At 41.5% G+C, this 15,673-nt stretch carries 14 protein-coding genes; 6 read left to right on the forward strand and 8 right to left on the reverse strand.

Going from position 1 to position 15,673, the window contains the following annotated elements:
* Nucleotides 1-93 precede the first annotated feature (93 nt).
* Together V7L31_RS01050 and V7L31_RS01055 are read left to right on the forward strand one after the other, a co-directional pair.
* Nucleotides 94-636 carry a Uma2 family endonuclease gene (locus V7L31_RS01050; protein ID WP_334694536.1) on the forward strand — a complete coding sequence of 181 codons (543 nt, stop codon included), beginning with the start codon at nt 94-96 and terminating at the stop codon, nt 634-636.
* Between the two features lie 281 nt (nt 637-917).
* Nucleotides 918-1,661, forward strand: coding sequence for a DUF561 domain-containing protein (locus V7L31_RS01055; protein ID WP_334694537.1), 744 nt, complete (start codon nt 918-920; stop codon nt 1,659-1,661).
* A gap of 114 nt (nt 1,662-1,775) precedes the next feature.
* Here the strand turns inward: V7L31_RS01055 and V7L31_RS01060 are convergent, their stop codons facing one another.
* Entirely contained in the window at nt 1,776-2,924 is a 1,149-nt protein-coding gene (locus tag V7L31_RS01060) for a DegT/DnrJ/EryC1/StrS family aminotransferase (protein WP_334694538.1), read from the reverse strand.
* A 518-nt stretch (nt 2,925-3,442) separates the two neighbouring features.
* Between V7L31_RS01060 and V7L31_RS01065 the strand changes: the two genes are divergently transcribed.
* The gene (locus tag V7L31_RS01065) at nt 3,443-4,219 is read left to right on the forward strand and encodes an ABC transporter permease (protein WP_334694539.1); all 777 of its coding nucleotides are present in this window, start codon (nt 3,443-3,445) and stop codon (nt 4,217-4,219) included.
* A 30-nt stretch (nt 4,220-4,249) separates the two neighbouring features.
* Here V7L31_RS01065 and V7L31_RS01070 read toward each other — a convergent pair whose 3' ends face one another.
* A complete protein-coding gene (locus V7L31_RS01070; RefSeq protein WP_334694540.1) occupies nt 4,250-4,525 on the reverse strand; it encodes a ribbon-helix-helix domain-containing protein in 276 nt (91 codons plus the stop codon).
* 100 nt (nt 4,526-4,625) lie between these two features.
* Here V7L31_RS01070 and V7L31_RS01075 point away from each other — a divergent pair, with 100 nt between their 5' ends.
* A complete protein-coding gene (locus V7L31_RS01075) occupies nt 4,626-4,886 on the forward strand; it encodes a hypothetical protein (protein WP_334694541.1) in 261 nt (86 codons plus the stop codon).
* 129 nt (nt 4,887-5,015) lie between these two features.
* Here the strand turns inward: V7L31_RS01075 and V7L31_RS01080 are convergent, their stop codons facing one another.
* Complete coding sequence (locus tag V7L31_RS01080) at nt 5,016-6,818, reverse strand: hypothetical protein (RefSeq protein ID WP_334694542.1); 1,803 nt, start codon at nt 6,816-6,818, stop codon at nt 5,016-5,018.
* Nucleotides 6,819-7,456: 638 nt separating this feature from the next.
* On the opposite strand from V7L31_RS01080, the gene V7L31_RS01085 reads away from it, so the two are divergent.
* Complete coding sequence (locus tag V7L31_RS01085) at nt 7,457-8,683, forward strand: succinate--CoA ligase subunit beta (RefSeq protein ID WP_334694543.1); 1,227 nt, start codon at nt 7,457-7,459, stop codon at nt 8,681-8,683.
* 178 nt (nt 8,684-8,861) lie between these two features.
* Nucleotides 8,862-9,743 (forward strand): succinate--CoA ligase subunit alpha, encoded by an 882-nt coding sequence (locus V7L31_RS01090; protein ID WP_334694544.1) that lies wholly within the window; start codon nt 8,862-8,864, stop codon nt 9,741-9,743.
* Nucleotides 9,744-10,038: 295 nt separating this feature from the next.
* On the opposite strand, the gene V7L31_RS01095 is transcribed toward V7L31_RS01090, so the two are convergent.
* The 5 genes from V7L31_RS01095 to V7L31_RS01115 all read right to left on the reverse strand — a co-directional run bounded on the left by V7L31_RS01095 (nt 10,039) and on the right by V7L31_RS01115 (nt 15,581).
* On the reverse strand, nt 10,039-11,127 hold the full coding sequence (locus tag V7L31_RS01095; protein ID WP_334694545.1) for a sensor histidine kinase: 1,089 nt from the start codon (nt 11,125-11,127) through the stop codon (nt 10,039-10,041).
* Nucleotides 11,128-11,132: 5 nt separating this feature from the next.
* A complete protein-coding gene (locus tag V7L31_RS01100) occupies nt 11,133-11,843 on the reverse strand; it encodes a response regulator transcription factor (protein ID WP_292854001.1) in 711 nt (236 codons plus the stop codon).
* 145 nt (nt 11,844-11,988) lie between these two features.
* The gene (locus tag V7L31_RS01105) at nt 11,989-12,687 is read right to left on the reverse strand and encodes a LabA-like NYN domain-containing protein (RefSeq protein ID WP_334694546.1); all 699 of its coding nucleotides are present in this window, start codon (nt 12,685-12,687) and stop codon (nt 11,989-11,991) included.
* 542 nt (nt 12,688-13,229) lie between these two features.
* Nucleotides 13,230-14,309: a fatty acid desaturase gene (locus tag V7L31_RS01110; RefSeq protein WP_334694547.1), complete on the reverse strand. Its 1,080-nt coding sequence runs from the start codon at nt 14,307-14,309 to the stop codon at nt 13,230-13,232.
* 219 nt (nt 14,310-14,528) lie between these two features.
* Complete coding sequence (locus tag V7L31_RS01115; RefSeq protein ID WP_334694548.1) at nt 14,529-15,581, reverse strand: fatty acid desaturase; 1,053 nt, start codon at nt 15,579-15,581, stop codon at nt 14,529-14,531.
* Nucleotides 15,582-15,673 lie beyond the last annotated feature (92 nt).

The raw sequence follows: 15,673 nt of genomic DNA on the forward strand, positions 1-15,673 counted from the left end.
GCGATGACTGGGGAATTTATGGGGCGATCGCACCTGGAGAGGTCTGTTGTCTCCATAATTAAAATAGATACAAGGCGTGTAACTAGAGGTTTTATGTCCCTAACCCTTGAAGACTTGGAACAAATGCAGCAACAGCATCCTGACTTTCGGATGGAACTAGTGAAGGGTAATATTATTGTTATGAGTCCATCAGGATACGAATCAGATGAAGTCGCAGCGGCCATGATTGCCCAGTTACATAACTGGGTTAGACCGCGTAAACTGGGACGAACAGCAGCTTCTAGCGCTGGTTTCAGGTTGCCTAATTCCGATTTGCGCGCACCAGATGCCTCATTTGTTTTAGCTGAACGTTTGCGTCGCAGTCCGAAGTCTTTTGCTCAATTGGCTCCCGATTTGACTGTAGAGGTGAAGTCCCCTAGCGACAATTTAGAGGATCTGAGAGCCAAAATTCAAGAATTTCTGAGTTTAGGAACTCAGGTAGGAATTTTGCTCAATCCAGATGAGCGAATTGTTGAAGTTTACAATTTTGGACAAGAGGCAATAATACTTCGTGATGGCGATATTTTAACAGTTCCCGAACTCCTCCCAGGATGGGAAGTACCAATTGCAGATTTGTGGCCTCCAGAGTTTGACTAGAATAGTGTTAACAATTCAAAATTCAAAATTCAAAACATTTTGCCTACAGCACGTTACGCGAACAGACGCAGATTTAAATCCGACTGTACCTTGCTTCCCGCAGGGTAAATGAACGGAGTGGTTTCGACTCCGCTTCGGAACTACGTATAAAGGTAAGGATCTTAAACCCCTTAATTTACGATAAAACTATCAATATTTGACAACTGCCGTAGCGATCTAGCCTCTAATCAACTGAGGGACGGTAGAATATACCTAATTTTCTTAGCTTCAAAAACTAAACTATGACGATGCATTCCAGACTCCAACGTGCATTTACTAACCGCCGCGTTTTAAAAGTGATTAGCGGCTTGAATAATTTCGACGCCGCTAGCGTTGCTGCTACTGTTAAAGCTGCTGAATTTGGCGGTGCTACTTTTGTCGATATTGCTGCCGATGCAGCTTTAATCCAGCTAGCTAAAAAGTTGACAAATTTACCAGTTTGTATTTCGGCAGTAGAGCCAGATAAATTTGTGCAGGCTGTAGCAGCTGGTGCTGATTTAATTGAAATTGGGAATTTTGATTCTTTCTATGCTCAAGGACGCCGCTTTGAGGCTCCAGAAGTACTAGCGTTGACTAAGCAAACTCGCGCTCTCCTGCCTGAAATTACCCTATCTGTCACCGTTCCCCATATCCTGGAACTAGATCAGCAGGTACAGTTAGCAGAAGAACTGGTGAAAGCTGGAGCAGATATTATCCAAACCGAAGGCGGTACTAGCAGTAACCCAGTTCACCCCGGAACTCTGGGATTAATTGAAAAAGCTGCTCCCACGTTGGCAGCAGCTTTTGAGATTTCCCGTGTAGTGTCAGTGCCAGTATTGTGTGCATCAGGCATTTCTAGCGTTACCGCACCGTTAGCGATCGCGGCTGGTGCTGCTGGTGTTGGTGTTGGTTCCGCTATCAACCAACTCAATAGCGAAGTGGCGATGATTGCTGCCGTGCGTAGCTTAGTAGAAGCCTTAGCAACTGCAAATGTAGTAAGGAGTTAAGAGTGATGAGTTAGGAGTAATGAGTTAGGAGTAATGAGTAATGAGTTGAAGAAACTTATGCATTCAAAACTCCTAACTCCTAACTTCTAACTTCTAACTTCTAACTTCTAACTCCTAACTCATAACTTCTTTCAAGGCATAAATCACCTGGTCTTGCTGCTCTTGTGTCAATTCTGGAAACATCGGCAAAGATATGACTTCATGGCAAGCTTGCTCTGCTATTGGTAAGTCTCCAATTTGATAGCCCAAATCCTGATAAACTGGCTGCAAATGTAAAGGATGGGGGTAGTAAATCATTGAACTTACACCCTGTTCTTGCAATTGGCTACGCACCCAATCTCGATATTTGGCGCTAGAACCATTTCGCCCTTCGCCTGATATGCGAATAGTGTATTGATTCCATACTCCAATACCTCCAGGTAATTCTTGGGGCGGGACGATCCCCGGAATTTGACACAGATATTGGTAATAATAGTTGGCGATATCTCGTCGGCGCTCATTCCAAATATCTAAATAACGTAGCTTAATCTGCAAAATAGATGCTTGAAGAGCATCTAAGCGGCTATTTACACCAATTTCTTCATGTAAATATTTAATTTTACTGCCATGATCTCGTAGGATTCGCAGTTTAGTGGCGATCGCTGGATCGTTAGTCGTGATTGCGCCGCCATCGCCGCAACCACCAAGATTTTTGGTAGGGTAGAAGCTAAAACAACCAATATGTCCAATGCTTCCGACTTTTTGATCGGCCCAAATTGCGCCTGTAGACTGAGCGCAATCTTCAATGATTGCCAAATTGTGAGACTGAGCGATCGCCATCAATGATGTCATATCCACTGGCTGCCCAAATAGGTGAACCGGGATAATCGCTTTAGTTTTGGGTGTAATTGCTGCCGCTACTTGCTCTACATCCAAATTAAACGTAGTTGCGTCAATATCGACGAAAACAGGCTTTGCCCCCACGGCGCTAATCACTTCAGATGTCGCAATAAAGGTGAAAGGCGTTGTAATCACTTCATCGCCTGCACCAATTTCCAAGACTCGTAACGCTAAGAAAAGCGCATCAGTACCAGAATTACAAGCCACACATTCACTAACAGTATTGTAAGCGGCAAACTGTTGTTCAAAACCTTCAACTAAGGGGCCGCCAATATAGCGACCAGAAGCCAAAACCTCTAAGACAGCTGCACTTACTTCTGCTTCAATGATGGTGTATTGCTGCTTGATATCAAAGGCAGGGATGGGATTTACACTTTGGATCATGAGTTCTTATTTAATCGGGAGATACAAAGGATGCACTTCGACAGTCAATTTTTGCTGATTGAATTGTTAATCAAAGAAAAGCTACTAAAAGACTATCGCCCAAGATACGCATCTATTAGGGATTTTACTTAAGTTGTGGTGCAGTAAGCTACTGCACATTTAATTTACAGATATAGGCATACTAGGTGTTTGCCATGTTAAGGTCGTACCATTTGGAATTTTGAATTGATGAAAGTGATACATATCAACGGGTTTCGGCGAGAAGTCTCACACGATAGGTACTCGTTGCTGGGGGAGGAACGCCGCTCCGGGAGTGGGGACTGGGGACTAGGTACTGGGAAAACATTCAAAAATTTGGGAGGAGTTAAAGCAAATTCCATAATTTTTAGCTTGAAAACCAAATCCCCAGTCCCTAATCCCCAGTATCCAGTCCTTTTTACTCAAGATCCAACACATCGGATCAAAGTTCCTCTTGTGTGGACTGGTTTGAGAAGAAAATACCAGAAGATAGAGAACTTATGCAGGATCTAATCAAACTGGATTTCGTGGATTTAGCTATGGCTGTGGGATTGATGGCGATCGCCATTGGTTTATCTGCCTGGGAAAAATTAGGATTAGAGTTGAACCTAGCCCTTGCTACTGGGAGAACCATCTTACAACTTCTTGTATTGGGATACATTTTAGATTTCATCTTGGCTTTAGACAATGCTTGGGCAGTTTTGACGCTATTAGCAATAATGCTGACAATTACGGCGATTGTCGCACGAAATCGCATCAGCCAAAAAATTCCTCATCTGTTGCCTTTAGTGTGGGGTGCAATTTTAATTAGTACCGCCCTGACAGTGTTTTACACCAACTTCCTGATTATTCAACCAGAAAGATGGTATGAACCACAGTATATAATTCCCTTAGTAGGGATCGTCTTAGGTAATGCTACCAATGCAGCTGCGATCGCAGGCGATCGCCTTGTCAACACCATTAATTCCAGCCATCTCGAAATAGAAACCCATTTGAGCTTAGGTGCAACTCCAGAGCAAGCAGTTAGCCAGTACCGCAAAGACGCCATCAGAGCCGGATTGATTCCCACTCTCAATCAAATGATCCTCATCGGGATGGTGGCAATACCAGGAATTACCACCGGACAGCTATTAGCTGGTGTGAAACCCTTGGATGCTGTATCTTACGAAATTTTGATTGCGTTCATGGTTGCTTTCGCTAACTTGTTGACAACAGTTTTAGTCACAAAGGGATTGTGTCGTCAATTTTTTAATTCTGCCGCGCAATTGGTGAGGTGAAGAGATTAATCTATATCCAATCACCCCGCCTCATTCGGAAGTTTCCTTCAACTTCAAAGCTTCCCACTGAGCCGGAGCAAATTCTGCCTCCATCTGCAAAACTTCGGCTTGATACTCTACGTCATTTGCCATTTCTGCTAAGGCTGCATCAATTTCTGTCCGTTTTTGAGCAGCGAGTTCACGCCGTAATGTCCGTGTGACAAACTCGTTGCGGCTTCTGGCTTTTCCTGACTGAACGGCTTTATCCGTTGCCTCTAGCAAATCTTTTGGCAGAGTCAGTGTTGTGCGAACCGTCTGTTGCTCCATACAGTTTTAGCGTTTTAGCAAATGATGTTTGATTTGATGATTTTAATAACATCATTTTATTCATAAGTGATAAAGTTTTCAATAAAAGGTAAATAAAAAAATGGCATTTAGTAATTACAAAAGTATTAGCACTGTCATTAAAAATTTTCAAATTAAATATGTACAGTCTAATTTTATCCTGGAAGTATCATTTCCTGTTGAACAGTCTTTCAAAGATGAATTAGATTTGCTATTTACCGATGGAGTTATTGATAATTCTGAAGATGCTATTTGTGAAAATCTCATCTATCCAGTATTAAAATTATTTGCGGCCGTTAATTATATTTTTCAACAATGTGAATTAAAAAGACAAAAACAATAACATAGTGTATTTTTCAGATAAAAGTAGAGGATATTTGCAAAGTTGTCAAGCATACTAAAAACCTCTCTCCGAAGCGGATAGAGGCTTTGAAACTTATACAGAAACTTTCTAGATTAACTCCTAACTTTTCTAACCGCCTAAAGTCCGTGTATAAATTACCTGACCTTTGGAATCATAGAGGAAAAGGGACAGGTTAGCATTGTCACCAATTACACCTAGCGCTTCCCGTAAGCTTTGCAAGTGGTTGGTAATATCAACAGCAGTATCCGAGTTTTCAGAATAAGGATTAGCCAAATTATTTTGCCTTATTTGGTCATACTCAGGCGTTAAGCGGACAATAATTCCTGCATTGTCTATGCTAAAAGTGCAAATCCGCATTCCATTATTAATACAGGTTTTATCTAAGTCAGTGCGGGTTTGTTGGAAACTACTAACAACTTGTAATTTTTCTTGTGCTTGTTTGAGGGATGTTGAGTAGGGTTCGATAAGAGACTGAGCTTGAGTATAGTACAAGCTATCTTGGGGAACTTTTTTAGTAGTTTGCAAAGCCTGATCCCAGTATGTTGCTGCTGCTTGCCATTGGTTTTGTTGCTCATAAGCTTTGGCTTGCTTGGCGGCGATCAGGGCTTGTTGGTAGGTTTGGCCAGCTAATCGTTCTTTAGTAGCGCGATCGCGGACTACTACTAACTTCGGTTTATAATCTATCAATAGCTTTCGAGCTTCTTGGTATCCAACGCTATTCCAGGGAATAGTATTCAAGGCATTAACTACTACTAGCCAAGTAGACTGCACCTTTTGCCAGTCATTCAATGATTTAGCATTAGCTTCCTGCTTCTCGGCTGCAACGGCTACAGCTTTTGCTGCTGTTAGTTTTTTCAGCCATTTTTCCTCAGTAAATATCTGTTGATTTACAGCGTGTAAATGGACACGATAATTAAGTAATTTACCCTGCACCAATCCATAGAGTTCGCTACTGGAACTTATAGTTTCTAATGGTGCTATAGCTTGGCGCCATAAGTGTTGCCTAGCTTGTAATTCCTCTAGGCTAGATGCAGGAGTTTGAACTTTTTGTGTCGCCAAAGATGCCGTCTGCAAAGCCTTGACAACCTGGTTGATTTTTTCTGCCCGCCCAGACAAACTTGCTTTTAGTTCTTTTGACACCTGGTAACGGGGCGACCAACTAGGAATTGCATTCAAAGTTGCATTGGCTGTCTCAAGTTCCTGTTGTATAGTAGTTAATTCTTTTTCAGACTTGGCGCGGCGCATCAATTGCGAGGATTTTGTTTTTAATTGCTCGGCGTTTTGCATTTCTTTACACTCAGACATCACACAAGGAGGAGTCAAAAAGTAAGCACTACCGCCTAAGACTACAATTCCCAACAATGCTGCACCCAGTAGGATCGGTTTGACTTGAAATCTTGGCTTTGTAGCCGACAAATTCGGCACATCTGCAAAGGGGTCAAACAGTTCCTCTTCCTCAGCCTCATCAATTGATGGAGAATATGTCAGAGATGATGAGGAGTATGAAGATGAATCAGATATTGCTTCCTCATCTCCCCCATCTCCCCCATCTCCCCCTGCTCCCCCTACCCCCTGCCCCCTACCCCCTGCCCCCTGCCCCCTGCCCCCCGTCTGCTTCAACTCCAAAAAACATTTGGCATAAGGGATTTGTTCACCAAAAATTCTGAGGAAACATTGCACCCGTTGTTCTTTGTGGGGTGCTAGAGACTGAAGTACTTCCTCAATAACTGTAAAAATTAGTTGAGCGTCAACTATTACATCTGATGCGTGTTGCGTTAAAATCATTAACTCGTCTTTATTGACGGCGCACTTAACCTCGAAGACTTCAGCTGTTGAAACTTCTACAAGTAATTGTTCCTGTAAAGTTTTGGCTAAAAGCTGTAAATCTTCCTGCTGGACTGCTACTTTCATAGAGCTTTCCCGCTGAACTTCTATATTGTTTTGATTATTTTTAAGAGGATGAAACGAACTTTCTCGGTTTATTGAATGCGAATGCACAGTTTAACCAACCACAGCCTGAAAATCTGAACGACCAACTTTCTAACACAAATTCTGACTTTTCACCAAAAATTAAAAAAGCAGTTATTGTTCGCCGCGCTACATTTTCAGATTCATAGGTGAAAAATTAAATAATCTGTCTTCAGATATAAATTACAAATAAAAAATGGGAACAATAGAGTGTTTGGGTATTTTCACTGCATTATTTCGCCACAATTAAATTCATAGGAGCTAGTGTCCTGGAAGATTCTAGTTGCAGAGTAGTTGTTACCAAATTATCCAAAGGTTAAGAAAACGATGTTATGTCAGAGGGTTTTGACAGAAATGCTAATTATCTTCTATGCTGGGAAGCTTGCTGAGAATATTAATTATGTGTTGTAAACGGGTTGGCTATCGAAATTAATGTGCCTCATTTGGTGAATTCGATAAAATTGAGCCGTGAAAAATAAATTTTTATAGCTGCCAAAAGCTTCATTCTGCAATAAAGGTGCTGCAAAATATTAAGACAGCAATCAGCAAAAGCTTGGAAAGTGTCAGTACAAGGTGTATCAATGGATTTATTAGAGTACCAAGTTAAAGAATGGTTTGGGAAGATAGGCATTCCGGTATTGCCTTCCCAGCGAATTGACCATCCTACAGATTTAAAACGTTTAAAAATTCGCTTTCCAATTGTACTGAAATCTCAAGTACACGGAGCAGAACGAGCAAAAGCTGGTGGAGTCAGATTTGCTCAAACGACTATCGATGCGATCGCAGCTGCTCAAAATATCTTTAGTTTACCAATCTGGGGCGAATTGCCGGAAGTTGTGCTGGCAGAATCCCAATACGACGCTAACCAGGAATTTTATCTAGCGGTGGTTTTAGATACTGCTGTCTGCCGACCAGTACTTTTAGGTTGCAAAGAAGCGGACATTGATTGGGAATCTGCTGGCGAAAGAATGCACCATGTTGTCGTAGAACAAGAATTCTCGCCATTTTATGCCCGACGACTAGCTTTGAAAATGGGTTTGCAAGGGACGCTGATGCAGTCGGTAAGCAACGTTGTGGAGAAGATGTACCACTTATTTGTGCAAAAAGACCTGGATTTAGTTGAAATCAATCCTTTGGCAGTCAGTGCTACTAATCAAGTTATGGCTCTCAATGGTAAAGTCAGAGTCAACGAACGGGCGATCAAGCGTCATCCCGATCTTGCCGAAATGGCGGCAAAAATTATCAGCCGTCATACCAGTACTGAAATCAACGGTATTTTAGGCGACTGGGATGGTGTAGCAATGCATGGAAAAATCGGTATTTTAGGTAATGGTACTGGTTCGGTGATGGCAACTTTGGATTTAGTCGCTAATGCTGGTGGTAATCCAGGTCTTTGTTTGAATCTACGTCATGCTTTCCTTACAGATACTACACCAACAACCTTCCGCGATCGCCTAGAAATGGGTCTGAAAATGCTGGAGGCTGATAAAAGTATTCAAGTAATATTAATTAACTTTCTAGGTAACATTCCTCAAACTGAGGAAGTAACTGAAGCGATCGCCAGAGTTGTGCAGCCAGACAATAGCGAAATTCAATCAGAAACTATACGTTCTAATGGTAATAAAGTGCGGCGAGAGCTTAATTTTCCATCTTTAGTTGTCCGCCTGGCTGGTTCTGAATTTAGTACTGCAAGAAAATATTTGACAACACTAAAAACTCACAGCAACGCGCTTCTCGTGGTAGAAAATTTAGATGAGGCAGTGGATGCAGCAGTTCGTCTTGCTAAACCAACGGTTAATAAAAAGTAGTGAGCAATAAGTTAGGTGGGTGTCAATATTTGTCGTTGGAATAAGGCAGGGAGCAGGAGTTATTTATCCTTCATCTCCATTACTCGTTACTCATTACTCATTACTCAGCACTTTCATGTCCCTTTCTTCAAGCCCAGTGGTTCAACTCACTGGCTTGGTAAATTTAAGGTAATTTTTTATGAACTTAACGCCAGAAAGTAAAGTCTTAATTCAAGGCTTTTGTGAATTTATATCAAGCACTTATGTCGATCAAATGAAAGCTTATGGCACGAATTTGGTAGCTGGTGTTAATGCTGGATGCGGCGGACAAGAACTGCATGGACTGCCAGTATTTGATTTGGTAGAGGAGGTGATAGAAAAATTTGGGGCAATTGACACGACAATCATTTGTGTAGATCCTTATGACGTACTAGATGCGGCATTAGAAGCGATCGCATCTAAGATTCGCCAGATCATTATTATTACTGCTGGTGTACCGCCTTTGGATATGGTGCAATTACTCCGCAAAGCCGAAGCCTGTGAAACTTTGGTAATCGGGCCAAATAGTCCAGGAATCATTGTACCAGGAAAAATTCTCTTAGGGACTCAACCCAGCGAATTTTATACTCCTGGAACAGTGGGGATCGTTAGTCGTAGCAGTACCCTCACCTACGAAATTGCCTACGAATTAACAAAAGCAGGTTTAGGGCAGTCGATTAGTGTCAGTATTGGTAGTGATGCGATCGTTGGTTCCTCGTTTCTGCAATGGTTGCAAATTCTTGATGAGGATGAAACCACAGAGGCGATCGTTTTAGTCGGTCAACCTGGTGGCGGTAGTGAAGAAGCAGCAGCCCGATACATTGCTGAGGCAATTGATAAACCAGTAATTGCCTACATTGCAGGTAGACTTGCACCACCAGGAAAAAGTTGGCGTCAAACCGGGACTTTAGCAACAGTTATCGGACGCGATCCCAATTTTGGCACAGCCCAAAGTAAATTAGCTGCTTTAAAAGAAGCAGAAGTTACAGTAGCCGAACGCCCTTCTCAAATTCCAGAATTATTGCGAAAGGAAATTAACTAATTACTAATTCGTATTTTGTAGTTAAGAATTCAATTACGAATTACGAATTATTTAGTCTTGGGAACGATTTTGAGGGAACAGGTAGGCGATCGCAGCGTAACCCGAAAAACTGAGTAAACTAACCAAAAAAGCGGCCAGAACAAAAGTAGACATAATGTTATGCTCTATGCAATTCCCAAATTTTGGTGTCCATCAACAAACAAAAATGTGGGATACTTTCAAATTAACAATTGGGTATGACACAGCCATGACTACCTTGTGTCAATCCCTCAGACTCAAAATTTTTTAGCTCAACTCAAGCCAAAGGCAGAAAAAACCGAAACGTACTCCCAACTCCTAATTCGCTTTCTACCTGAATCTTACCGCCTTGTAGTTCAATTAAGCGGTGGGAAATAGTTAAACCGATACCAGTACCTCCCGAATGGCGATCGCGCGATTGGTCGGCTCGCCAGAAGCGCTCAAACACATGGGGCAGATTTTCTGGAGCGATACCAATGCCTGTATCTATCACCGCAATCCAGAGTTGAGATGCTTCAGTCCCAACATCAATGGTAATTGAACCTTCGTTAGTGTAATATACTGCATTACCTAGCAAATTTACTAACACCTGTTCTGTCCGATCAATATCTGCCAATACAGGAGGTATTACAGATGGACACTTTAAAATCAGAACTGGCCCATCTTCTAATAGTTGGTCGGTAAATTTCTCCATTAATGACTCTAACAACGGACGCAGATTTACCCGTTGGATATTAATTGGTAGATAACCGGCTTCTGCCTTAGATAGTTCTTGTAAATCGTTCACCAATCGCTCTAAACGCTTAGTTTCTTTAGCTAAACGCCGATAGATTTCAGGAGATGCTTCAATTTCTCCATCAGCCAGTTCTTCCAAGTAACCGCGCACCACTGTTAACGGTGTTCGTAGTTCATGGGTCATATCTCCAATTACTTCTCGCCGCCGCGCTTCTACCCCTTCTAAACTGGCTGCCATTCGGTTGAAACTAGCACTTAGCCCACTGAGTTCTGGAATATCAGACACAGGTAGTCGTGCATCCATCTGACCAGCAGCAAACTTTTGGGTGATTTGTTCCATCTCGGTTAACCGCTGCGTAATCCGTCTGGACACCCAGTAACTCAATCCTCCGGCGGCGGTAGTGCCGACTAAGACTGACCAAATAGTGCTTCGTTGCCAAGCAAGTTCAAATCCTGTAACCAATTCAGCACGGACATCGATTAAGTCAAACCCCTGATTTTCTAATCCTTCCAAATGCAGTACAAACAAACGTGGGGAAGAGATTTTGCTGATACTCACCAGACTAGCTACCCCCACGATCATCACTACTAAGTGGGAGAAAAATAGGCGCGTTCTCAGACCCATCTTCATAACATTTACGCTACCAGAGGATCTTCAAATTTATAGCCCACCCCAACAACAGTTTTAATAAAAGTAGGATTTGCCGGATCGGGTTCAATCTTTTTTCGCAACCGAGCTACATGAGTATCCACCACTCGTTCATCGCCAAAAAAGTTATCTCCCCAAAGTTTATCAATTAGTTGAGTGCGGTTCCAAACTCGACCAGGATTGCTGACAAAGGTGGTAAGCAAGTTAAATTCTAGGGTAGTTAAGTCCAAAATTTCAACTTCTTTGGAATTCATTTGGCGATTGGCAGTGCGCTGATCTACATCGACGATAAAGTGTTGGGTACGATTAACTTGATGTTGTCCCCCTTGGCGGAGGCTACGCCGTAATAGTGCCCGCACCCTAGCTACCAACTCTCTGGGGCTAAAGGGTTTGACCATATAATCATCAGCACCAGTAGATAGACCAATGACGCGATCGATTTCCTCACCCTTAGCGGTGAGCATCAAAATGTAAGGATCTTTTGCACCTGGTTTCTGGCGAATTCGGGCACAAACTTCTAACCCATCCAAACCAGGAATCATTAAATCTAGAATGATTAAATCTGGTGGTTGCTCCTGAAACATCCGCAGAGCATTCATGCCATCGCGGCTAGTGCGACAAAAAAAACCTTCTTTTTCTAAAGAGATTTCGATTAAATGAGCAATTTCTGGTTCATCTTCAACTATTAAAATATCCATTTATAGAGTCAAGCAAAATTGAACTGGGGATTGGGGACTAGGGAATAAGAGATTCTGGATGGGGATTTAAACCCCACCCAATCTGATAAACTTCTACAAGTTTGCAATAGCTGAGTAGAGATTTCGATAGATTTGAAATCGGGTTTTAAAGGTTTGAATTTGACGGCGTGCGATAACTATAGCCAAGATTAGAATCTTTTTGAATGTGTGTTTTAATGCTATCGAGGTCAATGAAGCAGTCAGCAACATCAATCAAGCTTTCACTGGTCGTTGTTTGGAGACTGACCACTTCTACCCGAACCCCCATTCTGCTTACAGCGTTCACTGCATAAGCTAAATCTCCATCCCCACTAACTAAAACAGCTGTGTCATAATAAGGGGCTAAAGTGATCATATCTACAGCAATTTCTACGTTCAAATTTGATTTTTTGAAATTCTCTGCTGCTAAAACAAGCTCTTTTGCCACTACACGATAGCCATTACGACGCATCCACAATAAAAAACCCTGTTGCTTTTCATTACTGAGATCAACCCCAGTATAGAAGAAAGCACGCAACAGTCTTGAACCGTTGGTTAAATGACAAAGTAATTTAACATAGTCAATTTCTATACCCAGTTGTAAAGCTGTATGAAATAGGTTTAAGCCATCAATAAAAATAGCAACTCGACCACGATTCAAGCTATTGAAAATAGAACCATCAGGTGCAGTATCTTGTATCTTTTTGATATCTTTACCTTTGACAGCAGTATCACTCAAATTTTGCCCTTGCCAATGGGGTTTCGCTTTAAGTATTTTAGGTTCTTTAAATTCACTTTTTTGTTTGCTAAAATTAGTTATAATCATTGATACCTCTGATTTTAAACTAGGAAAAAGTTTTGAGTAAATTGTCTATAGTATAGTCTGTGCTGATTTCTGAACCTAGCAGGTAATGGTCTTGAGTCACTACCTACAGATAAAGTTAACTGGCGCTCAAGCTTCGTTCAAAGTAGACAGCCCAAAAGGTTGTAATTTTTCCCAGGGTTGGTTTAACGAGATATTGCGCCTCTATCCACAGATATGTTAATCTTTACCCACCAAGACAGCAAGAGTCTGGAAAAAATAAATCCTATTGTCAGGATAGGGGCAAGAATCCGCAAACGTCATCTATCTATCTATTTTATTTTACTTCTGTATTTTAATAACCTGACAGTCAGGAAGTTGAGATTTACCGCAAGCGAAGGAAGATCAAATACTGACAGAGTTAGAAGTACTAATAATTTAATGTGATGTGCTATCACACCTAAAAACGTAGGTTGTACTAAGGTATTTAAGTAATCTTTAATTTAATCAGCACTGACGAAAATACTAGATTGCCGACTTTTTTCAATAAGTCGGCAATCTGAGCCTTAGCCTTTAGCTAACTTGTTATTAGATGTGTAGTAAACTTTACTACCAGTATCAGGTACAAAATGACAACTGATACATGAATGCCATAATGACTTCCAAATTGGTTCTTCTGATTTGTGGAAATACTCACCCATTACTGGTTTTATTGCTTCAGTTGCCTTCAACAAATTGTAGTGAGGGATGTTAAGGAATATGTGGTGAGCAACATGAGTACCAATATCGTGATGGATATGATTAACCAAACCATAATCACGGTCAATACTAGAAATTGCGCCTTTTAAAAAAGTCCAATCTTCTCCACGATACCAGGGAATATCTGGCTCAGTGTGGTGCAAGAATGTCACCAAGTCTAGCCAAACTATGAACACAAGGTAGGGTACAGCATAATATTTCAGCAACCACATCCAACCCCATTGGTAGGTGAGGAAACCTAGCAAACCTACCATGCCAATCAAAAGTACAGTGCTAGTGATGACATCCCATTTTTCTGATGACTTGAAAAGCGAACTGCTGGGCAAAAAGTGGGAGCCTTCCTTATTAGGAGAACGCTTAAACAAATACACAGGATAAGCCAATAGAAAAACGTAATATCTGCCTATTTTTTGAGCTAAAGGCATTTCCTTGTATTGTGATTCTGTCACAGGATACCAGCTTTCATCGTTATCGATATTGCCAGTATTTTTGTGATGAGTTCTATGGCTGATCCGCCAACCATGATAAGGAACAAGTATTGGTGTGTGAGAAAGATGTCCAATAAAATCATTGAGCCATTTGTGCTTAGAAAAAGATTGGTGTCCGCAGTCATGTCCGACTACAAACAAAGCCCAAAACATCGTTCCTTGCATTAGCCAGAAAATCGGAAAGAAAAGCCAAGAATCCAGGTAATAAGCAACTGCATAAAGCAGAGCAATAATCAAGATGTCACGAAAGAAGTAAAAAAGTGATTTTGTCACATTTGGCTGAAAACATTCAGCAGGGATTGCAGCTTTTAAATCTTGAAGAGTAAAAGGCAATTTTGTCGCATCCTCAGATGTTCTACCACCAGGAGGATTGTTGAACGTAATGATATTTGATTGCACTGGATTCTTTTGTTGGATATAAATCGGAACTTTATTTGAGACAAAATCATCTCACCTCTAGGATGCCCACGAAACTAGCGATCGCTAACACCAAAGAAGATAATTTTTGGCAATTTAGCTAACAATTTTTAGTTAGTAAAAAGTCGCCAAATTCTATTTAAACACAGCATGATAAACGCTCTCGTTGGTTCAAGAGCGTGAGTGTAGTCACAGTGCTATTTATTGCTCTGTATAATGTTCGTCGAAAGTTTTATAGCCAACATCAGTTGTGTATAGTTGACATTGGTCTGTAATCTGCTTCATTAAAGGCCAAGAAAACTGACACTCATCATGTAGATAAGGCTCCCAATTTTCTTTGATGCTGCTGTAAGCTAGCCGCAAATTATAAGAAGGAATCGCAGTGGAAATATGATGAGGGACATGAACATTGATATCGTGGCACAAGACTTCTACCCAACGTGGATAATCACAATGAATAGTTCCAGATAGCTGTGCTAGAGCTTCGTTCCACTTGTTCGCTGTCGCAAAAGGAACATCTGCGGCAGTGTGGTGAACAATAGTAAAAGTACTCATCCAAAAATGGTAAATCATCCAGGGTACTAGCCAAAATTTGACAAATCCCCAGATACCAGTTGTGGCGATAAGAAGCGGGAAAGCGATCGCAGCAAACACCACTACTACAGCCACAGAAAGCTTGATACTTGATTGGTCTTTAGTTTTGAAGTTCCGCCAATCAAAATGCACCACAGCCCAATGTCCAATGGAACCTACCCACCAGAAGCGTTTACGCATGAACAGTTCAAAAGCAGACTGTCGGGTTTTATCCCAATTTTCAAATACTTCTGGTCTAATTGGATGCCAAGCGTTATCCTCATCCAGCTTGTTGGTATGAGTATGGTGATAATTATGCTTAATGCGCCAACTATGAAAGGGGTAAATTAACGGCATCATAAAGAAATGCCCTACCAAATCATTTACCCAACGACGTTTGGCAAAAGACCTGTGACCACAATCATGGCCAATTACAAAAAAACCTGTTAAAGCAGTGCCCGTAAAAATCCAAGCAAGGGGCAAGAGAAACCAAGGAGTGATGACTAGGCTGTAATAGCCCAAGGCGACTGCTAAGACACTCACCAGTACTTGTGTCCAAGCTTTACGACGGTTCTGCTGAAAACATTCCCGTGGCAGGGTTTTGACAATATCTTTGAGCCTAAAGTCGGAATTACCAGGCTCGTCACTTAGTTTCTGGCTGTTAATTATTGATGTAGTCATGGACACCTGAAAAACAACAAACTCCTCCACCAAGTCACCAAAAAGTAACTTGCCGCAAAAACTCTTCACATTAGCGCTTCGGATTATAGCAA

The organism is Nostoc sp. (assembly GCF_036916655.1).
Classification (GTDB): Bacteria; Cyanobacteriota; Cyanobacteriia; order Cyanobacteriales; family Nostocaceae; genus Nostoc.